The sequence below is a fragment of the Streptomyces sp. NPDC056144 genome (assembly GCF_042264145.1).
Classification (GTDB): Bacteria; Actinomycetota; Actinomycetes; order Streptomycetales; family Streptomycetaceae; genus Streptomyces.
In genome coordinates this window covers 44,056-69,901 of record NZ_JBHJVF010000013.1, presented here as the reverse complement: position 1 = coordinate 69,901, position 25,846 = coordinate 44,056, and the positions used below count along the sequence as shown (strand labels likewise).

Annotated in this window: 23 protein-coding genes; 3 read left to right on the top strand and 20 right to left on the bottom strand. The window is 73.1% G+C overall.

Annotated elements, in window-relative coordinates; genetic code table 11:
- Positions 1-102 precede the first annotated feature (102 nt).
- The 11 genes from topA to ACFC0Z_RS29610 form a co-directional block, all read right to left on the bottom strand.
- Positions 103-2,964, bottom strand: a complete 2,862-nt coding sequence (gene topA / locus ACFC0Z_RS29660) for a type I DNA topoisomerase (protein ID WP_376444315.1) — start codon at positions 2,962-2,964, stop codon at positions 103-105.
- A 339-nt stretch (positions 2,965-3,303) separates the two neighbouring features.
- Complete coding sequence (locus ACFC0Z_RS29655) at positions 3,304-3,501, bottom strand: hypothetical protein (RefSeq protein ID WP_376444615.1); 198 nt, start codon at positions 3,499-3,501, stop codon at positions 3,304-3,306.
- Positions 3,502-3,679: 178 nt separating this feature from the next.
- Positions 3,680-4,471 (bottom strand): ABC transporter permease, encoded by a 792-nt coding sequence (locus ACFC0Z_RS29650; protein ID WP_376444312.1) that lies wholly within the window; start codon positions 4,469-4,471, stop codon positions 3,680-3,682.
- Between the two features lie 30 nt (positions 4,472-4,501).
- Positions 4,502-5,275: an ABC transporter permease gene (locus ACFC0Z_RS29645; protein WP_376444310.1), complete on the bottom strand. Its 774-nt coding sequence runs from the start codon at positions 5,273-5,275 to the stop codon at positions 4,502-4,504.
- The gene (locus ACFC0Z_RS29640; protein ID WP_376444307.1) at positions 5,272-6,324 is read right to left on the bottom strand and encodes an ATP-binding cassette domain-containing protein; all 1,053 of its coding nucleotides are present in this window, start codon (positions 6,322-6,324) and stop codon (positions 5,272-5,274) included. Before ACFC0Z_RS29640 ends, ACFC0Z_RS29645 begins: the two co-directional genes overlap by 4 nt.
- 95 nt (positions 6,325-6,419) lie before the next feature.
- A complete protein-coding gene (locus ACFC0Z_RS29635) occupies positions 6,420-7,424 on the bottom strand; it encodes an ArsR/SmtB family transcription factor (RefSeq protein ID WP_376444304.1) in 1,005 nt (334 codons plus the stop codon).
- On the bottom strand, positions 7,421-8,968 hold the full coding sequence (locus tag ACFC0Z_RS29630) for a methyltransferase (RefSeq protein WP_376444301.1): 1,548 nt from the start codon (positions 8,966-8,968) through the stop codon (positions 7,421-7,423). Before ACFC0Z_RS29630 ends, ACFC0Z_RS29635 begins: the two co-directional genes overlap by 4 nt.
- 111 nt (positions 8,969-9,079) lie before the next feature.
- Positions 9,080-9,724 carry a small secreted protein gene (locus ACFC0Z_RS29625; RefSeq protein ID WP_376444298.1) on the bottom strand — a complete coding sequence of 215 codons (645 nt, stop codon included), beginning with the start codon at positions 9,722-9,724 and terminating at the stop codon, positions 9,080-9,082.
- A 161-nt stretch (positions 9,725-9,885) separates the two neighbouring features.
- Complete coding sequence (locus ACFC0Z_RS29620; RefSeq protein WP_376444295.1) at positions 9,886-12,219, bottom strand: sodium-translocating pyrophosphatase; 2,334 nt, start codon at positions 12,217-12,219, stop codon at positions 9,886-9,888.
- A gap of 108 nt (positions 12,220-12,327) precedes the next feature.
- Entirely contained in the window at positions 12,328-12,786 is a 459-nt protein-coding gene (locus ACFC0Z_RS29615; protein WP_376444293.1) for an ATP-binding protein, read from the bottom strand.
- Positions 12,787-12,800: 14 nt separating this feature from the next.
- A complete protein-coding gene (locus ACFC0Z_RS29610) occupies positions 12,801-13,154 on the bottom strand; it encodes an STAS domain-containing protein (RefSeq protein ID WP_376444291.1) in 354 nt (117 codons plus the stop codon).
- An 80-nt stretch (positions 13,155-13,234) separates the two neighbouring features.
- Between ACFC0Z_RS29610 and ACFC0Z_RS29605 the strand changes: the two genes are divergently transcribed.
- The gene (locus ACFC0Z_RS29605; protein WP_376444289.1) at positions 13,235-15,742 is read left to right on the top strand and encodes a DEAD/DEAH box helicase; all 2,508 of its coding nucleotides are present in this window, start codon (positions 13,235-13,237) and stop codon (positions 15,740-15,742) included.
- Here ACFC0Z_RS29605 and ACFC0Z_RS29600 read toward each other — a convergent pair.
- Genes ACFC0Z_RS29600 through ssd form a run of 7 tightly spaced genes read right to left on the bottom strand, consistent with a single transcriptional unit; the run spans position 15,654 to position 20,590 of the window.
- Positions 15,654-16,055 (bottom strand): Rv3654c family TadE-like protein, encoded by a 402-nt coding sequence (locus ACFC0Z_RS29600; protein ID WP_376444287.1) that lies wholly within the window; start codon positions 16,053-16,055, stop codon positions 15,654-15,656. The two genes, ACFC0Z_RS29605 and ACFC0Z_RS29600, sit on opposite strands and share 89 nt — an antisense overlap.
- On the bottom strand, positions 16,052-16,393 hold the full coding sequence (locus ACFC0Z_RS29595) for a TadE family type IV pilus minor pilin (protein ID WP_376444285.1): 342 nt from the start codon (positions 16,391-16,393) through the stop codon (positions 16,052-16,054). Before ACFC0Z_RS29595 ends, ACFC0Z_RS29600 begins: the two co-directional genes overlap by 4 nt.
- Before the next feature lie 28 nt (positions 16,394-16,421).
- Positions 16,422-16,703, bottom strand: a complete 282-nt coding sequence (locus ACFC0Z_RS29590; protein ID WP_376444282.1) for a DUF4244 domain-containing protein — start codon at positions 16,701-16,703, stop codon at positions 16,422-16,424.
- A 32-nt stretch (positions 16,704-16,735) separates the two neighbouring features.
- The gene (locus ACFC0Z_RS29585) at positions 16,736-17,515 is read right to left on the bottom strand and encodes a type II secretion system F family protein (RefSeq protein ID WP_376444279.1); all 780 of its coding nucleotides are present in this window, start codon (positions 17,513-17,515) and stop codon (positions 16,736-16,738) included.
- The gene (locus ACFC0Z_RS29580) at positions 17,512-18,384 is read right to left on the bottom strand and encodes a type II secretion system F family protein (RefSeq protein ID WP_376444277.1); all 873 of its coding nucleotides are present in this window, start codon (positions 18,382-18,384) and stop codon (positions 17,512-17,514) included. Before ACFC0Z_RS29580 ends, ACFC0Z_RS29585 begins: the two co-directional genes overlap by 4 nt.
- Entirely contained in the window at positions 18,378-19,550 is a 1,173-nt protein-coding gene (locus tag ACFC0Z_RS29575) for a TadA family conjugal transfer-associated ATPase (protein WP_376444274.1), read from the bottom strand. The genes ACFC0Z_RS29580 and ACFC0Z_RS29575 overlap by 7 nt, the downstream gene beginning before the upstream one ends.
- Positions 19,547-20,590, bottom strand: coding sequence for a septum site-determining protein Ssd (gene ssd, locus ACFC0Z_RS29570; protein WP_376444612.1), 1,044 nt, complete (start codon positions 20,588-20,590; stop codon positions 19,547-19,549). The genes ACFC0Z_RS29575 and ssd overlap by 4 nt, the downstream gene beginning before the upstream one ends.
- A 543-nt stretch (positions 20,591-21,133) precedes the next feature.
- Between ssd and ACFC0Z_RS29565 the strand changes: the two genes are divergently transcribed.
- Positions 21,134-22,000, top strand: coding sequence for an HAD family hydrolase (locus ACFC0Z_RS29565; RefSeq protein ID WP_376444272.1), 867 nt, complete (start codon positions 21,134-21,136; stop codon positions 21,998-22,000).
- A gap of 330 nt (positions 22,001-22,330) precedes the next feature.
- Here the strand turns inward: ACFC0Z_RS29565 and ACFC0Z_RS29560 are convergent, their stop codons facing one another.
- The gene (locus tag ACFC0Z_RS29560) at positions 22,331-23,170 is read right to left on the bottom strand and encodes an oxidoreductase (RefSeq protein WP_376444271.1); all 840 of its coding nucleotides are present in this window, start codon (positions 23,168-23,170) and stop codon (positions 22,331-22,333) included.
- 102 nt (positions 23,171-23,272) lie between these two features.
- Between ACFC0Z_RS29560 and ACFC0Z_RS29555 the strand changes: the two genes are divergently transcribed.
- Positions 23,273-24,259: an ATP-binding protein gene (locus ACFC0Z_RS29555; protein WP_376444268.1), complete on the top strand. Its 987-nt coding sequence runs from the start codon at positions 23,273-23,275 to the stop codon at positions 24,257-24,259.
- Between the two features lie 101 nt (positions 24,260-24,360).
- Here ACFC0Z_RS29555 and ACFC0Z_RS29550 read toward each other — a convergent pair whose 3' ends face one another.
- The gene (locus tag ACFC0Z_RS29550; protein ID WP_376444265.1) at positions 24,361-25,668 is read right to left on the bottom strand and encodes a hypothetical protein; all 1,308 of its coding nucleotides are present in this window, start codon (positions 25,666-25,668) and stop codon (positions 24,361-24,363) included.
- Positions 25,669-25,846: the final 178 nt, after the last annotated feature.

Genomic DNA, 25,846 nt, shown 5'->3' with positions numbered 1-25,846 from the left:
GGAGGGTCCGACACCTGACGGCCTCCAGCCGAACAGGAGGCCGAACGACGGACCGGGGGCGGGAGCGGCTGCTCCCACCCCCGGTCCGGGGTCCCGCGGGTCCTACTCCGGCTGCGCCGCGGCCGTCGTCTTCTTCGCGGCGGTCTTCTTCGCGGCCGTGGTCTTGGCGGCGGTGGTGGTCTTCTTCGCCGCCGTCTTCTTGGCCGCCGTCGTCTTCTTGGCGGCGGTCTTCGTGGCCGTCTTCTTCGCCGGGGCCTTCTTGGCCGGGGCCTTCTTGGCGGCCTTCTTCGCCGGTCCCTTGGCCCGCTTCTCCGCGAGGAGCTCGTAGCCGCGCTCGGGCGTGATGTCCTCGACGGAGTCGCCGGTGCGCAGGGTGGCGTTGGTCTCGCCGTCCGTCACGTACGGGCCGAAGCGGCCGTCCTTGACGACGACGGGCTTCTCGCTGACCGGGTCGGTGCCGAGCTCCTTCAGCGGCGGCTTGGCCGCGGCGCGGCCCCGCTGCTTGGGCTGGGCGTAGATCGCCAGCGCCTCTTCGAGGGTGATCGTGAAGAGCTGGTCCTCGTCGGTGAGCGACCGCGAGTCCGTGCCCTTCTTCAGGTACGGGCCGTAGCGGCCGTTCTGCGCGGTGATCTCGACGCCCTCGGCGTCCGCGCCGACGACCCGCGGGAGGGACATCAGCCGGAGCGCGTCCTCCAGGGTGACGGTGTCGAGCGCCATCGACTTGAAGAGGGAGGCCGTGCGCGGCTTGACCGCGTTCTTGCCGGTCTTCGGGGTGCCCTCGGGGAGGATCTCCGTGACGTACGGGCCGTAGCGGCCGTCCTTCGCGACGATCTGGTTCCCGCTGACCGGGTCGGCGCCCAGCTCGAAGTCGCCGCTCGGCTTGGCGAGCAGCTCCTCGGCGTGCTCCACGGTCAGCTCGTCGGGCGCGAGGTCGTCGGGGACGTCGGCGCGCTGGTGGCCTTCCTGGTCCTTCTCGCCGCGCTCGACGTACGGGCCGTAGCGGCCGACGCGGAGCACGATGCCGTTGCCGACGGGGAAGGAGGAGATCTCGCGGGCGTCGATGGCACCGAGGTCGGTGACGAGCTCCTTGAGGCCGCCGAGGTGGTCGCCGTCGCCGTTGCCCGCGTCGGCCGCGCCGCCGGAGGCACCGGCACCGGCCCCGGCCTCGCCCTCACCGAAGTAGAAACGCTTCAGCCACGGCACGGACTGGGCCTCGCCGCGCGCGATGCGGTCGAGGTCGTCCTCCATCCTGGCGGTGAAGTCGTAGTCGACGAGCCGCCCGAAGTGCTTCTCCAGGAGGTTGACGACGGCGAAGCTCAGGAAGGACGGCACGAGGGCCGTGCCCTTCTTGAAGACGTAGCCGCGGTCGAGGATGGTGCCGATGATCGAGGCGTACGTCGACGGGCGGCCGATCTCGCGCTCTTCGAGCTCCTTGACCAGCGAGGCCTCGGTGTAGCGGGCCGGCGGCTTGGTCGCGTGGCCGTCCGCGGTGATCTCGTCGGCGGTCAGCGCGTCGCCCTGGGCGACCTGCGGCAGGCGCCGCTCGCGGTCGTCGAGCTCCGCGTTCGGGTCGTCGGCGCCTTCCACGTACGCCTTCATGAAGCCGTGGAAGGTGATCGTCTTGCCGGAGGCGCTGAACTCGGCGTCCCGGCCGTCGGCGGACGTGCCGCCGATCCTCACGGTGACGGAGTTGCCGGTCGCGTCCTTCATCTGGGAGGCGACGGTCCGCTTCCAGATGAGCTCGTACAGGCGGAACTGGTCGCCGGTCAGGCCGGTCTCCGCGGGGGTGCGGAAACGATCACCCGAAGGGCGAATCGCCTCGTGCGCCTCCTGCGCGTTCTTGACCTTGCCCGCGTAGACGCGCGGCTTCTCCGGCAGGTAGTCGGCGCCGTACAGCTGCGTGACCTGCGTCCGCGCCGCCGCGACGGCGGTGTCGGAGAGGGTCGTGGAGTCCGTACGCATGTAGGTGATGAAGCCGTTCTCGTACAGCTTCTGCGCCACCTGCATGGTCGCCTTCGCACCGAAGCCGAGCTTGCGGCTCGCCTCCTGCTGGAGCGTCGTCGTCCGGAAGGGGGCGTACGGGGAGCGGCGGTACGGCTTCGACTCGACGGACCGCACGGCGAACGCGGTGTCGGCCAACGCGGCGGCGAGCGCCCGGGCCTTCTCCTCGTCCAGGTGCAGCACGCTCTCGCTCTTCAGGCGGCCGTCGGCGCCGAAGTCGCGGCCCTGCGCGACCCGCTTGCCGTCGACCGTGTTCAGGCGGGCGACCAGGGAGGACGGGTCGGAGGCGTCACCGGTGCGGCCGGTGCCGAAGGTGCCGGTGAGGTCCCAGTACTCGGCGGAGCGGAAGGCGATGCGCTCGCGCTCGCGCTCGACGACGAGCCGGGTGGCGACGGACTGCACACGGCCGGCGGAGAGCCGCGGCATGACCTTCTTCCACAGGACCGGCGAGACCTCGTAGCCGTACAGCCGGTCGAGGATGCGGCGGGTCTCCTGGGCGTCGACCATGCGCTGGTTCAGCTCGCGCGGGTTGGCGACGGCCTCGCGGATGGCGTCCTTGGTGATCTCGTGGAAGACCATCCGGTGGACGGGGACCTTGGGCTTCAGGACTTCCTGGAGGTGCCACGCGATGGCCTCGCCCTCGCGGTCCTCATCGGTGGCGAGGAAGAGCTCGTCGGACTCGGCGAGCAGCTCCTTGAGCTTCCTGACCTGCGCCTTCTTGTCGGCGTTGACGACATAGATGGGCTGGAAGTCGTGCTCGACGTCCACGCCGAGGCGGCGGACCTCGCCGGTGTACTTCTCCGGCACCTCGGCGGCGCCGGAGGGGAGGTCGCGGATGTGCCCGACGCTCGCCTCGACGACGTAGCCGGGGCCGAGGTAGCCCTTGATCGTCTTCGCCTTGGCAGGCGACTCGACGATGACGAGTCGGCGGCCGCCGTGTGCGGTCTCGCTGGTCGGGGACAACTTCGCTCTTCTCTCCGGATCGACACTCTCTGGCACGTACGGCACTGGCACGCACGGCAGCGGCACGGACGGTGACGCTCCCGTCGCTGCGGAGTGTGACGGTACAACCCGCCCCCGTGTCAAACGGCGAAAGCCCGCAACGGCCACTCGAACGGTAACCCGAGTCCTGGCATTCCTGCCGCCCGGACTCCCGGATGGGCGGACGGGCGGGGCGCGCCGGGGAGAGGAGGAGGGAGCCTCGGCAGGCCCGGCGGCGGCGCGGCGACGGTGCCGGAGGCGGTGCGGCGGCGGTGTCGGAGGCGGGCCGGCGGCGGTGTCGGAGGCGGGCCGGCGGCGGTGTCAGAGGCGGGCGAAGCACCAGACGCCGAGGGCGAGGAAACCGGCGCCGAAGAGACTCGTCACCGCGACGGCCGCGCGTGGCGCGACCCCGTGCGCCACGGGCTCGCCGTGCAGCGTCCGCACGGTCGTCCACAGCAGGAGAGCGCCCCCGAACAGCGTGAACGCCGCCCCCGCGAAGATCGCCGGCCCGCTCTCCATGCCCGTACCCCGTTCCGTTCCGGTGCGGAGCTCGTCGCCCGCGCAGCCGAGGCTGACACCTCCGGACGTCGTCGGCGCGAATTCCGGGTGAACGACGCGGAGCGTCCTGCGCGGTTTCACGAAGATGGCCGGTAGTGACCCACCCCTCACACCTCCCCTGTTCCTTCCGTCTCCCCCGTCACATCGTGTCGAGCGTGGCCCTGCGGCGGCTGCCCCGCTCGAAGACGGCGAGCAGGGCGACGGCGAGCAGCCCCCACCCGGCGCCCACGGCGAGCTCGGCCCCGAGCAGGCCGGCGTCGAGGCCACCGCCGGCGGTCAGCAGCCGCGCCGCGTCCGCCGCGTGCGTGAGCGGCAGCAGCTCGCCCGCGACCCGCATCCACTCGGGCAGCGTCTCCCGGGGGACGGCGGCGCCCGTGAGGAGGAGCAGCACCGAACTCGCCACGTTCGACACCAGGAACACGTCCCGGAAGCGCAGCCCGAGCGCGCCCAGCGCGAGCCCGAAGGCCGAGCAGGCGCCGGCGGCGGCGAGCAGCACGAGCCCGAGACCGGGCAGCGCCCCGGCGGGCACGGGCAGCCCGAGGACGAGCGAGGCGACGGTGAGGACGAGGGCGCTGACGAACAGCCCGTTGAGGACGTACGGGAGAGCTCGTCCGGCCCAGAGCGGCACCCGGCGCCGGGGCGAGAGCAGGACGGCCCCGAGGGTGCCGTACCGGCGCTCGTTGGCGACGGCCATCGTGCCGCCGTACACGCAGGAGGCGGAGGCTGCGAGGACGGCGTTGCCCACGAGATGGAAACGGTCGTCCGCGACGCCGAGTTCCCGTCCGAGGAAGACGAAGAAGAAGACCTGGAGGAGCGGCCCCACCAGGAGCGTTCCGATGAACATCGGCGGGGTCGTCCAGTTGAACAGGGCCCGGTAGGAGATCGCCCCGCCGACGACGACGAGCCGGGCGGTGGCAGGGAAACGGAACATCTCTGTCTGGCCTTTCAGCCGAAGTGGATCTCAGGCGAGGGCGAGGGTGGCGGCGGCGCGCGCCCGGCGCTCCACGCGGCCGAGGACGAGGACGGCGGCCAGGGCGTAGCAGGCCCCGAGCGCGGCGGCGGCGAGCAGCGGCGTGAGCACGTCCCCGCCGGAGGTCGCCGCGTGCACGGCCCGCGCGCCCCAGGTGGTCGGCAGCGCCCAGGACAGCGGGTGCGTCCAGGCCGGCAGCACGGTGACGGGCACGAGGAGTCCGGACAGCAGCCAGACGGGCGTGTCCAGCGGGTTGGCCAGGGCGTTGGCGTTCCGCAGCAGGACGAAGGTGGCGGCGAGCAGCAGCCCCATCATGCCGAGGGCGAGGACGCAGACGGGCACGGCGACCAGGAAGAGCAGCGGGTGCGCGAAGTCGAGCGGGACGCCGAAGAGGACCGCGCCCCACAGGATCGTCGCGCCCATCGCGTACGTGCCGATGACGGCGGTCGCGAGGGTGAGGGGGAGCAGGACGAGCGCGAGCGGCGCGGGCGCCACGACGAGGTTCTCCAGGGTGCCCAGCCAGCGCTGGTTCTGCACCGCGCCGCCCGAACCGAAGAGCACCGAGCCCCAGATGCCCATGAGTCCGGCGCCGACGGAGGCGGTGAGCAGCCGGTCGGGATCGCCGGCGGCGCGGAACAGGTAGACGGCGAGGGTCGCGTAGACGAGCGGGACGAGGACGGCGAAGGTGATCTCCAGCGGGGAGCGCGACATGTACGAGACATGGGTGCGGACCCCGACGAGAACGAGCCGTACGACGCGCCTCATCCGGCCACGTCCTCGGCCGGCGCGCACAGGGCGTACGAGGCCTGCTCGGGAATCCCCTCGGAGGCGGGGCCCGCCGCCTCCTCCACGATCGCGATGTACGCGTCCTCCAGGGACGGTTCACGGCTCGTGACCCGTCCGGTCCGCACGCCGTCCAGCGCGGCGAGCACCGGACCGTGCAGCTCGGCGGCCCCGCGCCCCGCCGTGACCTGGACGGTCACGACCTGGAGCGTGCCCCGGTCCTCGGCCGCCACGCCCGCCACCCCGGCGAGCCGCCGCACCCGGTCGAGCCGCTCCTCGTCCACGCCGTACGCCTCGATCTCCAGCACGTCCCGGCCCCTCACACGGGACTTGAGGCTCTCGGGGGTGCCGAGGGCCTGGATCCGGCCGGCCGCGATGACGGCGATCCGGTCGCAGAGCTCGTCGGCCTCGGCCATGTAGTGCGTGGTGAGCAGGACGGTGGTGCCGGAGGCGGTCAGGTCCGCGACCGTGCGGCGCAGGTCGCGGGCGGCGACGGGGTCCACGCCGATGGACGGCTCGTCGAGGAAGAGGACGTCGGGCCGGTGGAGCAGGCCGCGGGCGATGTGGAGGCGCTGCCGCATGCCGCGCGAGTACCCCTCGACCCGCTCCTTCTCGCGGCCCAGGAGACCGACGAGGTCGAGGAGTTCGGTGATGCGCCGCTTCTGGTCGCGTCCCTCGACGCCGTACAGCTCGGCGAAGTAGCGGAGGTTGTCGAGCGCGGAGAGCCGGTCGTACAGGCCGCGGTCGCCACCGAAGACGTACCCGATCCTGCGGCGTACGGCGACGGGGTCGAGGGCCACGTCGTGGCCGAACACCCGGGCCGTGCCGGAGGTCGGCAGGAGAAGGGTGTTGAGCATCTTGATGGTGGTGGTCTTCCCGGCGCCGTTGGGGCCGAGGAGGCCGAAGAGCTCCCCCGGGGCCACGTCGAAGGTGACGCCGCGGACGGCTTCGGTCTCGGTCCGACGGGGCCTGAGCCACCCGGTCCTGCTGGTGTAGGTGCGGCGCAGCGCGTCCGCCTCGATTGCGAGCATGCGCCGGACAGTAGGAGGGCGCGGGAGGGCCGGGCCATCGATTCGGGACGCCCCGAATCGTCGGCCCGGACGCCCCTCCGATGGTCGTCCGGCCGTCAGACCACCGCCCGGAGCACGCCCTCCCCGGCGAGGAGCGCGAGCAGCGACCGGCCCGTGTCGGTCAGCTGGTAGTACACGGAGCGCCCGACGCGGTGCCGGGTCACGACCCCGGCCTCGGCGAGGACGGAGAGGTGCTCGGAGACCGTGCTCGGCGCGAGGCCGAGGCGGTCGGCGAGTCCGGCGGTGGTCAGGGGGCCGCCGAGCTCGCGCAGGACCGCCGCGCGGCCCCGCCCCAGCAGCAGCCCGAGGCGGTCGTCGGCGACGGGCTCGACGGGTTCGCGCAGGGCGGCGGCGCCGCGGGCCTGGAAGCTGAGGGCGAAGACCTCGGGGTCGTCCGTCGAGTAGAGCCGGCAGCCCTCGGCGAAGACCAGCGGGACGAGGACGAGCCTGCGCTCGCCCGGCGCGTACGCGGCCTCGATGTACTTGGTCAGTTCGAGTACGGGCGGGGTCCACCGCCCTCGCGACTCGAGACCGGCGAACAGCGCGTCGACGCCCTCGGTCGCGAACGTCCTGGCGCGGAAGAGGACTTCGTCCTCGACGAGGCGGCGCATCGTCGGCCAGTACGGCTCGATCGCCCCCTCCCACCAGGCCGCGTACGCGTCGGCGAGGGCAGCACAGGCGGCCTCCGGGTCCTCCAGATAGGGCTGGAGGAAGGGCGCGTCGGTCAGGCCGGGGTAGCAGACCTCCACCTGCTCGCGGACGAACGCCGGGTCGGTGGCCCGCAGCGCGGCGAGCTCCTCGTGGACGTGGACCGTGCCGACCGGGCGGGGCAGCAGGAAGTCGGAGACCTCACCCGGTCCCTCTTCGAGCAACCGCCACAGCGGGCGCAGCCGGTCGTCCTCGCGCCACACCTCGCGCGCCTGCCCGACCCACGCCTGGTACGGCCAGGAGGGCCGCCGGTGCGGCAGCGCGAGGTGCATCGCGCAGAACGCGTCGCGGAGCGGGCTGATCGCGATGCGGGTCGACCCGAGCGAGGCCTCGTCCAGTTCGATCCGTATCAATCCTCGCTCCCGTCGGTCACGGGCAGCAGGAAGCCCTCCTCGACGAGCAGCCGGATCGCCGCCGGGGTGCGGTCGCGGAGCAGGACGGGGTCCTCGCCCATGAGCTGTCCGATCGCGTCGAGGATGCGGCCGGCGCTGAGGGTGCCGTCGCAGACCCCGGCGAACCCGGCGCCGACGTGGTCGACCTTGGTCGCGCGGCGCATGCCCCGGTTCTGCCGGAGGACGACGTGCTCCGGGTCCTCGGCGCCCGGCAGTCCGACCTGCTCCTGCATCACCTCGGGCGCGAGCGTGAACCGGTCGGCGAGGAGCCCGGCGTCGTCACGGCTTCGCAGGTAGTCCTGGCGCTCGAAGTGGGCGCGGACGGTGTCGCCGAGGGGCTGCTCGACGGGGTGCGGCCACTCCTCGACGAGGACCGACGGCTCGACGGCGCCGGACTCGACCGCCGCGTTCCGCCGGATGGTGATCCAGCCGAAGCCGATCGCCCTGGTCTTGCGGGCCTCGAACTCGTCGAGCCAGCGGTCGTACGCGATCCGGTACTCCTCCGGGTCGCCGCGGTGGTCGCCGCTGTCCCGCAGCCAGAGCTCGGCGTACTGGGTGACGTCCTGGACCTCGCGCTGCACGATCCAGGCGTCGCAGCCGCGCGGCACCCAGGAACGCAGCCGCTCCTGCCACTCCTCGCCCTCGACGTGCTGCCAGTTGGCGAGGAACTGGGCGTATCCGCCGTCGTTGAGCCGCTCACCGGCCTGCTGCACGAGCGTGCGGCACAGGTCGTCGCCGCCCATCCCGCCGTCCCGGTAGGTGAGCGTGGCGCCGGGCGAGATGACGAACGGCGGGTTGGAGACGATCAGGTCGTACGTGTCGCCGTCGACCGGCTCGAAGAGGGAGCCCTCGAGGAGCTCGGCCTCGCGGGCCCCGGAGAGGGCCAGGGTGAGCCGGGTGAAGTCCAGGGCGCGCGGGTTGAGGTCGGTGGCGGTGACCAGGGTGGAGTGCTGGGCCGCGTGCAGCGCCTGGATGCCGGAGCCGGTGCCGAGGTCGAGCGCGGAGGACACCGGCGTACGGATCGTGATGCCGGCGAGCGTGGTGGAGGCGCCGCCGACGCCGAGCACGACGCCCTCGGCCTTCTTGCCGATGCCTCCGGCGCCGCCGACGGCGCAGCCGAGGTCGGAGACGATGAACCAGTCCTCGCCGTCGGGGCCGCCGTACGGCCGGATGTCGACGGTGGCGAGCACGGCGTCGTCCTCGCGGACCACCCAGCCGTCGGCGAGTGCCTCGTCGACGGGGAGGGCGGCGGCGGCCGCGTCGTACGCGACGGCCCCCTGGAGCAGGAAGAGCCGGACGAGGGTCTCCAGCGGAGAGTCTCCCCGGGTGGCGCGCAGGGCGGGCACGGTCTCGCTGCGGGCGAGCGCCGCGTAGGCGGGGGCGCCGAGCAGGTCGAGCAGGCCGTCGGCGGTGAAGTCGGCGGCGAGGAGTTTCTCGCGCAGACGGGCGGCGTGCGCGGGCAGCGGGAGGCGGGAAGGCAGGCTGGTCGTACTCACACGAACCATTGTGACGGGCACCACCGACATCCGGGCAGCCGACCCGGCGGCGGACGGCCGATCGCCACCGCCGCCGGGTCATGGCTCGCTCTCCCGGGTGTTCCCGGGCGCTCCCGGGTGTTACTCCGCGGAGGCGGACGGCTTCGCGGAGGCGGAGGGCTTCGCCGAAGCAGGCGCCGAGCTCTTCGGCGCGGCCGAGGCGGACGTCTTCGGCGGGACGGAGGCCGTCGGCTTCTGGCAGCCGGGCTGCTTGGCCATGGCCTGACCGAGCTCGCCCTCCTCCAGCTTGGACAGCGCGGCCTGGTCCATCTTCTCGATCTTGGTGAGGCCGTCGGCGACGTCCTGGAGGCCGTCGGCGAACTTCTGCTGGTTCGTCGGGTCCAGCGCGTCGACCTCCTTCTTGAGCCCCTCGTAGGCCACCGCGGTCGCGTTCAGCTCCTTGATCGCGTCCTGCTTGACCTTCTCGCCGTTCTCGACGGGCGGGGCCCCGGCGGCCTCGACGGCCTTGGCGAGGGCGCGGTCGGCGTCGGCGATGTCCTGGAACGCCTTGGAGTCGGCGGCCTGGATCTCGGCCGGCTTGCTGTCGGCGGCCGTCGAGATGATGATCTGGTGGGCGTTGGCCCGCTTCTGGATCTGCGGCTTCGCCTGGTCGCAGAACGTCTTCGCCCAGTCGTCCACCTTGTTGCCCTCGTCGTCGCTGCAACCCGACAGCACGAGCATCAGTACCGCGCCGCCGGACAGTGCGGCCGCAAGCTTCTTGTTCACCGGATCGGTCCCTTCCAAGGCTCTCGGCCCCGGAACATACACGCCGAACGGGCTACTTCCACCTTTCGTACGAGCGATTTCGACCACATTGCAGTCATTTGAACCAAGGGAGACGCCCCTCTCACGCCCCCTTCACGCCGGGGAATGAGACGGACGACACGTCAGGAGACCTCCACGGAACGGCGCTTGGAGATCCACACCGCGACGACCACGACGAGGACCGCGAGCGCCGCGACCCCCGCCCTCAGTCCGTCGTCGGCGTCCCGTCCGTACCCGAACTTCACGACGGCGGGGGCGATGAGCAGCGCGACGAGGTTCATCACCTTCAGGAGGGGGTTGATCGCCGGTCCCGCCGTATCCTTGAAGGGGTCGCCGACGGTGTCGCCGATGACCGTCGCGGCGTGCGCCTCGCTGCCCTTGCCGCCGTAGTGGCCGTCCTCGACCAGCTTCTTCGCGTTGTCCCACGCGCCGCCGGAGTTGGCGAGGAAGACCGCCATCAGGGCGCCCGTCCCGATCGCCCCGGCGAGGTACGCGCCGAGCGGGCCGACACCGAGCGCGAAGCCGACCGCGATCGGGGCGGTCACGGCGAGCAGCCCGGGCGTGGCGAGTTCCCGCAGCGCGTCCCGGGTGCAGATGTCGACGACCCGCCCGTACTCGGGCTTCTCCTCGTACGTCATGATCCCCGGGTGCTCGCGGAACTGGCGCCGCACCTCGTGGACGACCGAACCGGCCGACCGGGAGACGGCGCTGACGGCCAGTCCGGAGAAGAGGAAGACGACCGCCGCGCCGAGGATCAGGCCGAAGAGGTTGTTGGGCTGCGAGATGTCCATCGACAGCGTCAGGAGGTCGGCCGCCCCGCCGATCGCCCGGAGCCCGCCGGCCTCCGCGACCGCCGTCGCGATGGCGTCCCGGTACGAGCCGAAGAGCGCGGCGGCGGCCAGGACGGCGGTGGCGATGGCGATGCCCTTGGTGATGGCCTTCGTGGTGTTGCCGACGGCGTCGAGGTCGGTGAGGACCTGCGCGCCCGCGCCCCGCACGTCCCCGGACATCTCCGCGATGCCCTGCGCGTTGTCGGAGACCGGGCCGAAGGTGTCCATGGCGACGATCACGCCGACGGTCGTGAGCAGGCCCGTACCGGCGAGGGCGACCGCGAACAGCGCCAGCATGATCGAGGCGCCGCCCAGCAGGAAAGCGCCGTAGACGGCGAGGCCGATCAGGAGCGCCGTGTAGACGGCGGACTCCAGGCCGAGGGCGACACCCGCCAGGACCACGGTGGCGGGGCCGGTGAGCGAGGACTTCCCGATGTCCCGCACGGGCCTGCGGCCGGTCTCGGTGAAGTAGCCGGTGAGCTGCTGGATGAGCGCGGCGAGGACGATGCCGATGGCGACCGCGACGAGGGCGAGGACCCGGGGGTCGCCGCCGTGCTGGTGGATGCCGGGCTCGGTGACGCCTTCGAGCTCGGCGTACGAGGACGGCAGGTAGGTGAAGGCGGCGACGGCGACCAGCGCGAGCGAGACGGCCGCCGAGAGGAAGAAGCCCCGGTTGATCGCGCTCATGCCGCTGCGGTCGGCGCGGCGGGGAGCGACGGCGAAGACGCCGATCACGGCCGTGACGACGCCGATGGCGGGGACGATCAGCGGGAACGCGAGGCCGTGGTCGCCGAAGGCGGCCTTGCCGAGGATGAGGGCGGCGACGAGGGTCACCGCGTACGACTCGAAGAGGTCGGCCGCCATCCCCGCGCAGTCGCCGACGTTGTCGCCCACGTTGTCGGCGATGGTGGCGGCGTTGCGCGGGTCGTCCTCGGGGATGCCCTGCTCGACCTTGCCGACCAGGTCGGCGCCGACGTCGGCGGCCTTGGTGAAGATGCCGCCGCCCACCCGCATGAACATCGCGATGAGCGCGGCGCCGAGCCCGAATCCCTCCAGGACCTTGGGCGCGTCGGCGGCGTAGACGAGGACGACGCAGGACGCGCCGAGCAGCCCGAGGCCGACGGTGGTCATGCCGACGACCCCGCCCGTACGGAACGCGATCCGCATCGCCCGGTGCGACACCTCTGCGAGGTCCTTCTCCGGCGCGCCGGGCCCCGGGGTGGCCTCCCGGGCCGCCGCGGCGACCCGCACGTTGGCCCGTACGGCGAGACGCATGCCGGTGTAGCCGGTGACCGCCGAGAAGAGCGCCCCGACCAGGAAGAACAGCGACCGTCCGGCACGCTGCGGCCAGTCGTCGGCGGGCAGCAGCATCAGCAGGAAGAACACGGCGACGGCGAAGACGGCGAGGGTACGCAGCTGCCGCGCGAGATAGGCGTTGGCGCCCTCCTGCACGGCGGCGGCGATCTCCCGCATCTTCTCCGTGCCCTCACCGGCCGCGAGCACCTGGCGGACGAGCAGCGCCGCGACGACCAGCGCGCCGAGGGCGACGGCCGCGACGACGACCACGATCGTCCGGTTCCCGCTCGTGAGCACCGCGGCGGCGAGCGAAGTGGGGTCGGGGTCCATGGGGACGGATCATAGGGATCCGAACCGTCACAAATAGACACCTTCACCCCGGAAACGGAAGAAGAGGCCCCGCACAGCGGAACCTCTTCCCCCACGCGACGCCCCCGGTCAGGACAGAACGTCCGCCGGGCTGGTCGGCCAGCTCATCCGGATGGTGCCGCCGTCCTCGCCGGCGCTCACCTCCACGTCGTCGACGAGCCCGCGGATCACCGCGAGGCCCATCTCGTCCTCGCCCCCGGCGTCGTCGAAGTCGTCGGCCGGGGCCGAGGACCGCGCTCCGGGCACGCCGACGGCATCCGCCGCGGCCACGCCCGCACCCGGGACCTCGTCGCCGACCTCGATGGAGAAGCTCTTCTCCTCCTCGGTCAGCACGACCCGGATCGGGTTCGTGACACCGTTGCTGCGGTGCAGCCCGACCGCACGGGAACAGGCCTCGCCGACGGCGAGCCGGACCTCGTCGAGGACCGCCTCGTCCACTCCGGCCCTGCGGGCGACCGCCGCCGCCACGAGGCGGGCGGTGCGGACGTGCTCGGGCTGAGCGCTGAATCGGAGTTCAACGGTGGCCATGCGATCCCTCCGGATCAGTCGACCGCGTTGACGGCCTCGTCGACCGAACCGTGGATCGGGAACACCTTGGTGAGACCCGTGATCCGGAAGATCTTCAGAATGCGCTCCTGGTTGCAGACCAGGCGCAGCGAGCCCTCGTGCGCGCGGACGCGCTTCAGGCCGCCGACGAGCACACCGAGGCCGGTGGAGTCGAGGAAGTCCACGCCCTCCATGTCGACGACCAGGTGGTAGCTGCCGTCGTTCACCAACTCGACCAACTGCTCGCGCAGCTTGGGCGCGGTATACACATCAATCTCGCCACCGACCTCGACGACCGTACGGTCACCACCAGCGCCGGTCACATTGCGAGTCGACAGGGACAGGTCCACGGATCCTCCAGCACCTTGCTATCGGGCGATCGCCCCCTCGGGCCTCCCGGGCGGAGCCAGGGAACGGATCGCCAGCCGCAATGGCATTCAATCACTTACGAGCAGTCATGCACGACGGCTTCGCGGCATTGTCCGTCCTGGCAGTGACACACTCGGTGCCGATGGCCAAGAAACAGCGCACCCCTACTCCAGCCGGGTACACGGGCAGTCGCCCCTCCCCCGGCATGGTCCTCGACCGCCTCTCGGCGGGCGAGAGCCGGGCCGCGCGCATCACTCATACGGAGCACATGCCCGCCCGGGAGGGCCGTCATGCCGTCTGGCCGCACCTCATCCGTCCCGAGGTGATCAGCGCCGTCCAGAAGGCCGGGATCGAGCACCCGTGGGCCCACCAGGCGGAGGCCGCCGAGCACGCCCTGAACGGTGATTCCGTGGTGATCGCCACAGGAACCGCCTCGGGCAAGTCGCTCGCCTACCTCGCCCCGGTCCTCACGACCCTCCTGGACGGCGCGGAGGCCCCCAACGGACGCGGGGCCACCGCCCTCTACCTGGCGCCCACCAAGGCCCTCGCCGCCGACCAGCGCCGCGCCGTCCGCGAACTGGCCGCCCCCCTCGGCAACGCGATCCGCCCCGCCGTCTACGACGGCGACACGCCGGTCGAGGAGCGCGAGTGGGTCCGGCAGTACGCGAACTACGTGCTCACCAACCCCGACATGCTGCACCGGGGCATACTCCCCTCCCACCCCAGGTGGTCCTCCTTCCTGCGCGCCCTGCGCTACGTAGTGATCGACGAGTGCCACACCTACCGGGGCGTCTTCGGGTCCCACGTCGCCCAGGTACTGCGCCGCCTGCGCCGGATCTGCGCCCGGTACGGCTCCGACCCCGTCTTCCTCCTCGCCTCCGCGACCTCCGCGGAGCCCGCCCTCGCCGCCGGCCGCCTCACCGGACTGCCGGTGACCGAGGTCTCCGACGACGCCTCCCCGCGCGGCGAACTGGTCTTCGCCCTGTGGGAGCCGCCGCTCACCGAGCTGCACGGCGAGCGCGGCGCGCCCGTGCGCCGCACCGCCACCGCCGAGACCGCCGACCTGCTGACCGACCTGACCCGTCAGGGCGTCCGCTCGGTCGCCTTCGTCCGCTCCCGGCGCGGCGCGGAGCTGATCTCGGTGATCGCCCAGGAACGGCTGGCCGAGACCGACCGCGCCCTGGCCCGCCGGGTCGCCGCCTACCGGGGCGGCTACCTGCCCGAGGAGCGCCGGGCCCTGGAGCGGGCCCTGCACTCGGGCGAGCTCCTCGGCCTGGCCGCGACCACCGCCCTGGAGCTGGGCGTCGACGTCTCCGGCCTGGACGCCGTCGTGATCGCGGGATACCCGGGCACCCGGGCCTCGCTCTGGCAGCAGGCGGGCCGCGCCGGCCGCTCGGGCGAGGGCGCCCTCGCGGTCCTCGTCGCCCGGGACGACCCGCTGGACACCTTCCTGGTCCACCACCCGGAGGCGATCTTCGACCAGCCGGTCGAGTCGACCGTCCTCGACCCCGACAACCCCTACGTCCTCGCCCCCCATCTCTGCGCCGCCGCCGCGGAGCTTCCGCTGACCGAGGCCGACCTGTCGCTCTTCGGCCCGGCCGCGCCGGGCCTGATGCCCCAGCTGGAGGCCGCCGGGCTACTGCGCCGCCGGGCCGCCGGCTGGTACTGGACCCGCCGCGAGCGGGCGGTCGACCTCACCGACATCCGGGGCGGCGGAGGCAGCCCCGTCCGGATCGTGGAGGCCGGCACCGGCCGCCTCCTCGGCACGGTCGACGAGGCCGCCTCCCACGCCTCCGTCCACGAGGGCGCCGTCCACCTCCACCAGGGCCGCACCTACCTGGTGCGGGAGCTCGACCTCAAGGACTCCGTGGCCCTCGTGGAGGAGGCCGCGCCCCCGTACTCGACCACCGCCCGCGACACCACCTCCGTCTCCGTCCTCGAAACCGACACCGAGATCCCCTGGGGAGCCGGCCGCCTCTGCTACGGCTCCGTCGAGGTCACCCACCAGGTCGTCTCCTTCCTCCGCCGCCGTCTCATCACCGGCGAGGTGCTCGGCGAGACCAAGCTCGACCTGCCGCCCCGCACCCTGCGCACCCGGGCCGTGTGGTGGACGGTCACCGAGGACCAGCTCGACGCCGCCCGGATCAACCCGGAGATCCTCGGAGGCGCCCTGCACGCCGCCGAGCACGCCTCCATCGGCATGCTGCCGCTCTTCGCCACCTGCGACCGCTGGGACATCGGCGGCGTCTCCGTCCCGCTCCACCCGGACACCCTGCTGCCGACCGTCTTCGTGTACGACGGCCACCCGGGCGGCGCGGGCTTCGCCGAGCGGGCCTTCCACACGGCCAAGGCCTGGCTGACCGCGACCCGCGAGGCCATCGCCGCCTGCGAGTGCGAGGCGGGCTGCCCTTCCTGCGTCCAGTCCCCGAAGTGCGGCAACGGCAACGACCCCCTGCACAAGCGGGGCGCCGTACGCCTCCTCACGGAACTCCTGCGGGCGGCCCCGGAACCGCCGGCGGAGGAGGCGGCCCCGGAGACGGCGGCCCCGGAGGACCCGCCCGCGACCTGATCTCCGGCCGGTACGGGCCCGCCGCCACCCGCGCGGTCACCTCGGCGATCTCCCCGCGCACGGCGCACCCCCGCAGCTCGGCGCCCTGGGCCGCGGCCACCCGCGTGGCAACGGCGCACGCCTCGGTCTCGCCCCACAGAGCCCGGTCGGCGGCCGCCAGAGCGGCCAGGTCTGCGGCCCCTCCGGCCCGGTGCCGGGCCGCCACCGCCTGCCCGAGCGCCAGGACCACCCCGAACACCACGCACAGCGCGCAGGCCGCGAAGGCCGTCCACACCGTCGCCGCACCCCGATCCCCACGACGGACCGCCCTCATGGCAACCCCCCGGCCGCCGAGGCCCGACCCGGCGCCTCGCCCACCGTGTCCTCGGCGAGGGCGGCGGCACCCGCTCTGAGCGTGAGTCCCATGCCCCGAGGTCCCGGGGCCGCCACCTCCACCGTCACCCGCCACAGATCGCCCGCCCTCGTCACCGACACCCGGGCCCCCTCGGGCGCGGCGGCCCGGGCGACCCGCTCCGCCGAGGCGGCCGGTTCGGACCGGGCCGCCGCCCGCGCTCCGGCCCGGGCCGCGTCCACACAGCGGATCTGCGCGGCGGCCGCGGCCAGGGCCCAGAGGAGGGTCACGGTGAAGAGGGCGAGAACGGGGAGGACCATGGCCGCCTCCACGGTCACGAACCCCCGGTCAGAACGGCGCATCGAGGGCCTTGCCGATCACGGACTCGAGGGCGCCCGAGACGGCCCCGCTCGTCACGATCTTGTAGAGCACCGCGGCGAAGGCCGCCGCGGCGACGGTCCCCACCGCGTACTCGGAGGTCGTCATCCCCGCGTCCTCCCGCACGGCCTTCCGTCGGGCCCGCCACCAGTCCCGTACGGCCCTCCTCGTCGACCCGCGCGCCTTCACGTCCGCCGTCTCCGCCACTCGCGCCATCTCGGTCGTCCCCGTCATCTCCGCCATCTCGGCCATGTCGATCTCCTTGCCTTTCCTCTTGGTGGGATTCATCCGTCCATCAGTCCCGTCGCCAGTCCGATCACCACCGGGGCCACTCCCACCGCCAGGAAGGCGGGCAGGAAGCAGAGCCCCACGGGCGCGCTGATGAGCACCTGTGCCCGGCGCGCCCGGGCCGCCGCCGCGCGGGCCCGGGCCGCCCGCAGGCCGGCCGCGTGCCGGGCCACGGCCTCCGCGGCGGGGGCGCCCGAGGAACCGGCCCGCTCCATGCAGCGAGCCAGCCCCTCCGCGCCCGGTATCGCGCCGAACCTCCGCCACACCTCGACCGGTTCGCCACCGAGCCGCAACTCGGCCGCCGTACGCGCCAGGCGCTCCCCGAGGGCGCCTCCCAGGGATCGCCCGACCGCCTCCGCCGCCTCGCCGGGACTCGCCCCCGCCGAGGCGCACGCAGCCAGCAGATCCGCCGCGAGCGGCAGGTGACGTACCGCCGCCTCCTCTTCCGCCGCGGTGGCGGGCCGGTTCTCCTTCTCCCGCCACCGCGTGGCACAGACGGCGAGGACACCGGCGCACAACCCACCGAGCCAGCCGAGCAGCACCCCGCCGAGGACCGCTGCCGCGAACGGGACACCCCCGTGCCGCAGCCACGGCGGCCACCCGCCGTCGGGCCTCGGGAACCGTGGCGGCCGAGGCGCGGGCGCCCCCAGCAGGTCCGTCACCCGCCGTCGGGTCCCTCGCGCCCGTCGCAGGCGCACGACCTCCTCCCAGACGGCCTGCGCGTACAGCCCCATGACCACCATCAAGAGCTCCGCGGCCTGAACCACCGACCTCATGTCCGCTCCCCTCCCCTGACGATCCGCGCGGCCCACCACAGCCCGACCGCTTCCAGTGACCCGCCGACCGCCAGGCACCCGAGGCCGGCCGGCGTGTGCAGCAACACCCGCAGGGGATCGGCGCCCAGCGCGGCTCCTAGGGCGAGCCCGGCCACCGGGAGGGCCGCGAGGACCGTCACCGTCGCCCAGGACCCGGCCAGCTCGGCCCGCAGCCGGTCCCTCTGCTCCCCGTGGCTCCGCAGAGCCGCCTCCAGCCGGTCGAGCCCCGCCGCGAGGCCCGCCCCGCCGTCCACGGCCACCTGCCAGCACGCCGCCAGACCCGCGAGACCGTCGGCCCCGTCCCGCCCGGCCGCCTTCCGCAGGGCCTCCGGCACGTCGCCGCCGAACCGCGCGGCGGCGAGCACCTCGGCCTCCTCCTCGCCCAGCGCCCCCGTCTGCCGGGCCGCGAAGGTCAGCGCCTGGGCCGGCTGCCATCCGGCTCTCAGCTCACCCGCGACGGCCCCGCACAGGGCCACCACCCGATCGGCCCGCGCCTCCCGCTCCTTCCGCCGCCCGGCCGCCCGCAGCCGTCGCGTCAGCAACGGCACGGCGAGCGCGCCGGCCACGAGCGGCAGCGGCGACTCGCCCAGGAGCGCGATCACCCCCGCCACCGGCAGACACAGCCAGGCGCGCCGCCCCCGCGCCAGGCCCCACCATCGCGCGGCCACCGCCCTCGGGGACGACACCTCGCGCTCGTCGTACTCCTCGGGAAAGGCGCCCGCCAGGACTGCCCTCGTCCGGCCCGCAACGCGCCGCCGCTCCGCCGCCCACCACAGGAGGAAGCCCGCGCAGAGCACCGCCGCCCCCTCCGCCGCCGCCGTCGTCACCATGCCCCGCCTCCGATCAGCGACCGCAGCCGCTCCCAGCCCCGCTCGTGCGTGAATCCGTCGACGCCCCAGCGCAGGGCGGGGACCGTCCGCACGAGCCCGTCCCTGTCCCGCTCCAGGACGTGGATCTCGGAGATCCGCCGCCGCCCGTCCCGGTCCCGCACGAGGTGCACCACCGCCGAGAGCCCGGCGCCCAGCTGGCTGTGCAGGGCGGCCCTGTCGAGCCCGGCCGCCGTCCCGAGCGCTTCCAGACGGGCCGGCACGTCCGCCGCCGTATTGGCGTGAACCGTCCCGCAGCCGCCCTCGTGGCCCGTGTTGAGGGCGGCGAGCAGGTCGACGGCCTCGCCGCCCCTGACCTCGCCGACCACGAGCCGGTCGGGCCGCATCCGCAGCGCCTGGCGGACCAGGTCCCGCAGGGTCACGAGCCCCGCGCCCTCCTGGTTGGCGGGCCGCGCCTCCAGCCGCACCACGTGCGGATGGTCCGGCCGGAGCTCCGCCGAGTCCTCGGCCAGCACGATCCGCTCCCGCTCCCCCACGAAGCCCAGCAGGGAGGCGAGCAGCGTGGTCTTCCCTGTGCCCGTGCCGCCGCTGACCAGGTACGACACCCTGGCGTCGATCAGCGCCCGCAGGACCGTGTCCCCGCCCGGAGGCACGGTGCCCGCCCGCACCAGTTCCTCCAGGGAGTAGGCGCGCGGCCGCACGACCCGCAGGGAGAGACAGGTCGAGCCGACCGCCACCGGCGGCAGCACCGCGTGCATGCGGGTGCCGTCGGGCAGCCGCGCGTCCACCCAGGGCCTGGCGTCGTCGAGCCTGCGCCCCGCCACCGCGGCCAGGCGCTGCGCGAGCCGCCGTACGGCGGTGGCGTCGGGGAAGGACACCGGGGCCCTTTCGAGACCGGCGCCCCGGTCCACCCACACCCGGTCGGGTGCCGAGACGAGGACGTCGGTGACCGCCGGATCGGCGAGCAGCGGCTCCAGCGGCCCGGTGCCGATCAGCTCGCACCTCAGCTCCTCGGCCGCGCCGAGCACCTCCGCGTCGCCGAGGAGCCGTCCCTGAGCCCGCAGGGCCGCCGCCACACGCGCGGGGGTCGGATCGGCGCCGCTCGCGGCGAGCCGCTGCCGCACGGCGTCGAGCAGGACGGCGCCACCGGAGCCCGTCACCCCGTTCACACCGCACCTCCGGGGACGAGCGCGCGCTCCCAGAAGGCGGTGCAGAACCGGCCGAGCGCCCCGCGGGGCTCCGCCCCCGGCGGCACTCCGGCGTCCTGGTCGGCGACGATCCCCGGGTCGTAGGGGAGCTCGCCCGCCAGGGGAAGCCGCAGCGCGTCAGCGACCCAGAGGTCGTCGATCCCGGCGGCGTACGGCCCGCGGACCACGGCCCGCAGGTCGCGCACGACCATGCCGAGGGCCATGGCCACCCGATGGGCCGCCGCGACCGCGCGCAGCTCTCCCGGTACGACGAGCAGTCCGAGGTCGAGCTGGGTCAGGGCCTCCACAGCCGCCTCGTCGCCCCCGCGCGGCAGGTCGACCACGACGATCCCGCCGCGTCGGCGCGCGGCGCCGAGCACGGACCGCACGGCCTCCGGCGGCACGGACGCGGCCGGCTCCCTGCCCCAGCTCAGCACCCGCACACCCCGCACCGAGGGCAGGGACTCCTCCAGGGCGCCGCCGGCGAGCCGGCCCTTCGAGGCGGCGAAGTCGGGCCAGCGTCTGCCGTCCTCGCGCTCGCCGCCGAGCAACACGTCGAGTCCCCCGCCCAGCGGGTCTCCGTCGACGAGCAGCGTGCGCCGCCCGGTCCGCGCGGCGGCCAGGGCGAGGCCGCAGGCCAGGGTGGAGGCCCCGGCACCGCCCCTGCCGCCGACGACCCCGACGGTCAGTGCCTGGCGTCCCCCGCCCTCGGCCGCGTCGGCGATGCGCCCGACGAGGAGGCCCTCCGCCTCCGGCAGACGCAGCACGGACTCCGCGCCGACCTCGACGGCGAGCCGCCAGACCGCCGGGTCGTCCTGCTCTCGGCCGACCAGGACGACCCCGGGCCTGCGCGCCGCCGCCCTGCAGCGGGTCGCCACGTCTTCGCCGAGGAGGACGAGCGGCGGATCGGTCCAGCTGGCCCGTCGCTCCGGCACCCGGTGATGCACCTGGGGATCGACGCCGGCGGCCGCGCACAGCCTCAGCAGGTCGTCGAGGAGCGCGAGATCCTCGGTGACGATCAGGGGCCCGGCCCGCCGCGGCTCCCCCGCGCCCGCCGAAGTCGCCCCACGCGACGTCTTCCCGCTCCCGGCCCCGGAAGTCGTTGTCGTCTCCACGGCACCCACCCCTCTCGTGATTCCCGTCGTCCGCGAACTTCGCGACAGGAATCACCGTGAGGCCGTACGGGAAATCGTGCGGAACCCAACAAAAAACTGTGGATAACCAAGCGCCTGTGAATATCTCGACCACTCCTCCGGGGACTTCCCGAAGCGCAGCCCCATGGTTACTCTGAGTGACGAATCGAGTGCTCGACAGCAGCCTGGCCGGCTCGCGGCCACGACGCGCAGACAGAGGAGAGAGTGATGAGGCGGAGCGCCAAAACGGCTCCGGACATGCGACGACCCCCGCCGGGGGGGAGAGCGGGGGTCGTCTTTCCGGCCGACTCGGGGGGGGAGGAGCCGGACCGGGTTAGCACGGTCGCGAACGATCCGTGACTTCCATGGTGTACCCGAGAGCCTTCTCAGGCAAACCCACGCGCCCCAGCGTACGCCGAATGGCGGGCACCTATGCTCAGCGTTGTGGAAAACCACTCCTTGCCGCGCACAGCCGCCTTCTTTGACCTGGACAAGACGGTCATTGCGAAGTCCTCGACGCTGACCTTCAGCAAGTCCTTCTACCGGGGCGGACTGATCAGCCGCCGCGCCGCCCTGCGGACGGCCTACATCCAGTTCGTCTTCCTGGTCGGCGGAGCCGATCACGACCAGATGGAGCGGATGCGTGAATATCTTTCCGCGCTCTGCAAAGGCTGGAACGTCTCCCAGGTCAAGGAGCTCGTCGCCGAGACCCTGCACGACCTGATCGACCCGATCATCTACGACGAGGCCGCCTCCCTCATCGAAGAGCACCACGCCGCCGGCCGCGACGTCGTGATCGTCTCGACCTCCGGTGCCGAGGTCGTCGAGCCGATCGGCGAGATGCTCGGGGCCGACCGTGTCGTCGCCACCCGGATGGTGGTCGGCGAGGACGGCTGCTTCACCGGGGAGGTGGAGTACTACGCCTACGGACCCACCAAGGCGGAGGCCGTCCGCGAGCTCGCCGAGTCGGAGGGCTACGACCTCTCCCGGTGCTACGCGTACAGCGACTCGGCGACCGACATCCCCATGCTGGAGGCCGTCGGGCACCCGTACGCGGTCAACCCCGACCGCACGCTGCGGCGCGAGGCCGTCACGCGGGAGTGGCCGGTGCTCTCCTTCGAGAAGCCGGTGCGCCTCAAGCAGCGGCTGCCCGAGTTCCGGATGCCGCCGCGTCCGGCGCTCGTCGCGGCGGCGGCCGTGGGTGCGGCGGCGGCCACCGCCGGGCTGGTCTGGTACGCCTCCCGGCGGCGCCAGGCGGTGCGGGCCCATCGGCTTGCCGAGGGCTTTGCCCGAATTTGAGTCAAGAGCAAAGAAGCGGAGTCACCACTTTCGCTTCCCCTCCGACAGGAGTAGAAAGGAAGCAGGCCCGCGAGACCAAGGACATCCGAGAGGATCACCTGTTGAGCATGAAGGCCCCACGGACCTAGCACAGAAACCGAGCACCCACGCGACGTCGACCCGTCGATTACGGGCCAGCCACACCAGGCCATGGGCAAAGTTCCCGGCCTGATGGGCACATATCGAGGACGCATGGTAACTGGGTAGACGTGCCAGCGGCGGTACCTGACCTGGTGCCGCCGCAACCCTTTCCGGGCCCGGAAAGCCTCGGCTTTCCGGGCCCGGGAATTCTCAGGCCGCGCCGCGCTGGAGCGCCTCGCAGACGGCCGTCGATTCACGGACTCCCAGCTCGACCGAGCGGCCGCAGTGCGCGATCCAGGCGCCGACGCCCTCCGGGGTGCCCGACAGATAGCCCTCGAACGCGGCGAGGTAGGCCGCGCGCCCCTGCTCGGCGTGGCCGACCTCCGCGGGGCAGATGGCCTTGGGGTCGAGACCGCTGCCGACCAGCGCGATCCGTTCGGCCGCGCGCGCGACCAGCCCGTTGTACGAGGTGAAGGGGCGCAGGGCGAGCAGTTCGGCGTGGACGACCGAGGCCGTCACGAGCGCCGGGGCCTCGCTGCCCGTGACGATCAGCTCCGCGAGGCCGTCGAGACGGCCGGCGACCTCGGCGGGCGTCGGCAGCGGGGCCTGGACCAACGGCTCGTCGACCGTCTCGCCGTCGAGGCGCGGACGCCCGACGGAGTCGCCCGGGCCACCGCCCGGGACACCGGCGTCGCCCGCGGCGACCAGGTGGAGGCGGGCGAGGACGCGCAGGGGCGACTGGCGCCAGATGGAGAGCAGCTGGCCCGCCTCCGCGCCCAGGCGCAGGGCGGCGCCGACCGTGCGGGCCTCGGCGTCGGCGCTGAAGTCGGTGCGCCGGCGGACCTCTTCCAGGGCCCAGTCGGCGCCGGACAGGGCGGCCGAGCCGCGGGCCCCGCGCAGCGCGGCCTCGGAGGAGATCTCGTTGCTGCGGCGGCGCATCACGCGGTGGCCGTAGACCCGGTCGACGGCCTTGCGTACGGAGTCCACCGCGTCGGCGACGCCCGGCAGGGAACCGAGGGCGGCCAAGGGGTCAGAGGCGTGCGTACTCATAAGTAGGGAGGCTACGCGCCCCGGTGCCCCGCCCCACGATGGAGTGGTCTTCTTCACGCATCTTGACCACACCGCGCACTCATGCCACTACGCTAGGTGAACATGAAGATCGCTTTCGTCGGGAAGGGCGGCAGCGGCAAGACGACGCTGTCCTCGCTCTTCATCCGCCACCTCGCAGCCACCGAGTACCCCGTCGTCGCCGTCGACGCCGACATCAACCAGCACCTGGGTGCGGCGCTCGGGCTGCCCGAGTCCGAGGCCGCCGCGATGCCCGCGATGGGCGCGCACCTGCCGCTCATCAAGGAGTACCTGCGGGGCTCCAACCCGCGGATCGTCTCCGCGGACACGATGATCAAGACGACGCCGCCCGGGGAGGGTTCGCGGCTGCTGCGGGTCCGCGAGGAGAACCCGGTGTACGAGGCCTGCGCGCGCACGGTCCCGCTCGACGACGGCGACGTCCGGCTGATGGCGACCGGCCCCTTCACGGAGTCGGACCTCGGGGTGTCCTGCTACCACTCCAAGGTCGGCGCGGTGGAGCTCTGCCTCAACCACCTGGTGGACGGGGTCGACGAGTACGTCGTCGTCGACATGACGGCGGGCTCCGACTCCTTCGCCTCCGGCCTCTTCACCCGCTTCGACATGACCTTCCTGGTCGCCGAGCCGACCCGCAAGGGCGTCTCCGTCTACCGCCAGTACAAGGAGTACGCGCGGGACTTCGGCGTCGCGCTCAAGGTCGTCGGCAACAAGGTGCAGGGCCAGGACGACCTCGACTTCCTGCGCGCGGAGGTCGGCGAGGACCTGCTCGTGACGGTGGGCCACTCGGACTGGGTCCGCGCGATGGAGAAGGGCCGCCCGCCGCGCTTCGAACTCCTGGAGGCGGACAACCGCATGGCGCTCCAGGCCCTCCAGGACGCGGCCGACGACTCGTACGCGCACCGCGACTGGGAGCGCTACACCCGCCAGATGGTCCACTTCCACCTCCGCAACGCGGAGAGCTGGGGCAACGCCAAGACCGGGGCCGACCTGGCGGCACAGGTCGATCCCGGGTTCGTGCTGGGTGAACCGCTGGTCGCACCCGCTCTCGGCTGACGCCCAGCGGCGCGAGCGAGGCGGAAGAGAGCGGAAGAGAAAGGGGCCCGGGGTCGACCTGGCGGCGCAGGTCGACCCCGGGTTCGTGGTGTCCGAGAGGCTCAGTGCTGCGCGGCCTGCTTGGCGGGCGCCGGGGCGGAGACGGGGGCGGGCGGCTGGGCGGCCAGGAAGGTGCGCCAGCCGCCCTGGGGGGCTTCGCCGACCTTCAGGGTCCGCATCTTGGCGATCACCTCGGGGTCCTGCGCGTCGAGCCAGTCGGCGAGCTGCCGGAAGGACACGCACTCGACGTCCTTCTGTACGCAGACGGTCGCGATGGTCTCCTCGATGGCACGCATGTACGTGCCGCCGTTCCAGGACTCGAAGTGGTTGCCGATGATGAGCGGCGCGCGGTTGCCCCGGTAGGAGCGCTCGAAGGCCTGCACCAGGCCGTCCCGCATCTGGTCGCCCCAGTACTGGTGCTGCGAGGAGTCGCCCTGCGTCGTACCGGGGGACTGGTTGACGAGGAAGTTGTAGTCCATCGAGAGCGTCTGGAACGCGCGGCCCGGGACCGGGACGAGCTGCATCGACAGGTCCCAGAGGCCCAGCTCCCGCTTGGGCCAGATCTGGTCGTTCACACCGCTCGTGTCGTAGCGGAAGCCCAGCTCCGCCGCGGCCCGGACGAAGTTCTTCCGCCCTTCGAGGCAGGGGGTGCGGGCGCCGACGAGTTCCTTGTCGTAGTCGAAGGGCAGCGGCTGCTCCGCGCGGAGGCCGGCGTTCGACTTCCAGTTCTTGACGAAGGACTTCGCCTGGGAGATCTCGCTCTTCCACTCCTCGACGGACCAGGTGCCGACGCCGCCGTCCGCCCCGCAGAAGTGCCCGTTGAAGTGGGTGCCCACCTCGTTGCCCTCCAGCCACGCGCCGCGGAGTTCGCGGACGGTGTCACGGATGCCCTCGACGTCGTTGAAGCCGATGTCCGAGCGGCCCGCGCTGTGCTGCGGCGGGTCGTAGAGCTTCCGCTTGTCCTCCGGGAGCAGGTACACACCGCTGAGGAAGTACGTCATCTTCGCGTCGTACTTCTTCCCCACTGAACGGAAGTGCGAGAAGAGCTTCTGGCTGTCCTCGCCCGCGCCGTCCCACGAGAAGACCACGAACTGCGGCGGGGTCTCCCCCGGCTTCAGCCGCTTCCAGACGGGCTGGTGCGGCTGCGCCCCCGTGAAGGCGGTGGAGCCGTCGCCGATCAGCCGGGGCGCGGCCTGAGGCGCGGCGGCCGGGCCCTTCTTGCCGCCCGCGCCGCCCGGCGCGCCCTTCGTGCCCGCTTCGGCGCCGTCGGAGCCCGAGCAGCCGGCGAGGCCGGTGGCGAGAGCCAGGACGAGGGCGCCGACGGCGAGCGCCCTCTTCTGGACTGTGGTCGTTCTCCCGGCGGCTGTCATCCCCGCACCTCTCCTCGGTTCCTCGGATTTCCGTACAAGCGGCGTCAAGGTCGCACCGCCGGGACCTGGGAGCGTCAACGACAAGCGGCATGCGCACGTTCTGTCACCGGAACCGGTGAATCATTGCCCTATTTGCCCTGAAAATAATGCCGCAGTCTTTACTCTCCATTACTATCCA

Coding starts and splice junctions, on each gene's coding strand:
- ACFC0Z_RS29560 (WP_376444271.1), bottom strand. CDS start 23,170: ATGAGTACGCACGCCTCTGACCCCTTGGCCGCCCTCGGTTCCCTGCCG.
- ACFC0Z_RS29605 (WP_376444289.1), top strand. CDS start 13,235: ATGGCATTCAATCACTTACGAGCAGTCATGCACGACGGCTTCGCGGCA.
- ACFC0Z_RS29650 (WP_376444312.1), bottom strand. CDS start 4,471: ATGTTCCGTTTCCCTGCCACCGCCCGGCTCGTCGTCGTCGGCGGGGCG.
- ACFC0Z_RS29595 (WP_376444285.1), bottom strand. CDS start 16,393: ATGGTCCTCCCCGTTCTCGCCCTCTTCACCGTGACCCTCCTCTGGGCC.
- ACFC0Z_RS29555 (WP_376444268.1), top strand. CDS start 23,273: ATGAAGATCGCTTTCGTCGGGAAGGGCGGCAGCGGCAAGACGACGCTG.
- ACFC0Z_RS29585 (WP_376444279.1), bottom strand. CDS start 17,515: ATGAGGTCGGTGGTTCAGGCCGCGGAGCTCTTGATGGTGGTCATGGGG.
- ACFC0Z_RS29645 (WP_376444310.1), bottom strand. CDS start 5,275: ATGAGGCGCGTCGTACGGCTCGTTCTCGTCGGGGTCCGCACCCATGTC.
- ACFC0Z_RS29590 (WP_376444282.1), bottom strand. CDS start 16,703: ATGGCCGAGATGGCGGAGATGACGGGGACGACCGAGATGGCGCGAGTG.
- ACFC0Z_RS29565 (WP_376444272.1), top strand. CDS start 21,134: ATGCTCAGCGTTGTGGAAAACCACTCCTTGCCGCGCACAGCCGCCTTC.
- ACFC0Z_RS29580 (WP_376444277.1), bottom strand. CDS start 18,384: ATGGTGACGACGGCGGCGGCGGAGGGGGCGGCGGTGCTCTGCGCGGGC.
- ACFC0Z_RS29615 (WP_376444293.1), bottom strand. CDS start 12,786: ATGGCCACCGTTGAACTCCGATTCAGCGCTCAGCCCGAGCACGTCCGC.
- ACFC0Z_RS29600 (WP_376444287.1), bottom strand. CDS start 16,055: ATGAGGGCGGTCCGTCGTGGGGATCGGGGTGCGGCGACGGTGTGGACG.
- ACFC0Z_RS29550 (WP_376444265.1), bottom strand. CDS start 25,668: ATGACAGCCGCCGGGAGAACGACCACAGTCCAGAAGAGGGCGCTCGCC.
- ACFC0Z_RS29640 (WP_376444307.1), bottom strand. CDS start 6,324: ATGCTCGCAATCGAGGCGGACGCGCTGCGCCGCACCTACACCAGCAGG.
- ACFC0Z_RS29655 (WP_376444615.1), bottom strand. CDS start 3,501: ATGGAGAGCGGGCCGGCGATCTTCGCGGGGGCGGCGTTCACGCTGTTC.
- ACFC0Z_RS29630 (WP_376444301.1), bottom strand. CDS start 8,968: ATGGTTCGTGTGAGTACGACCAGCCTGCCTTCCCGCCTCCCGCTGCCC.
- ACFC0Z_RS29620 (WP_376444295.1), bottom strand. CDS start 12,219: ATGGACCCCGACCCCACTTCGCTCGCCGCCGCGGTGCTCACGAGCGGG.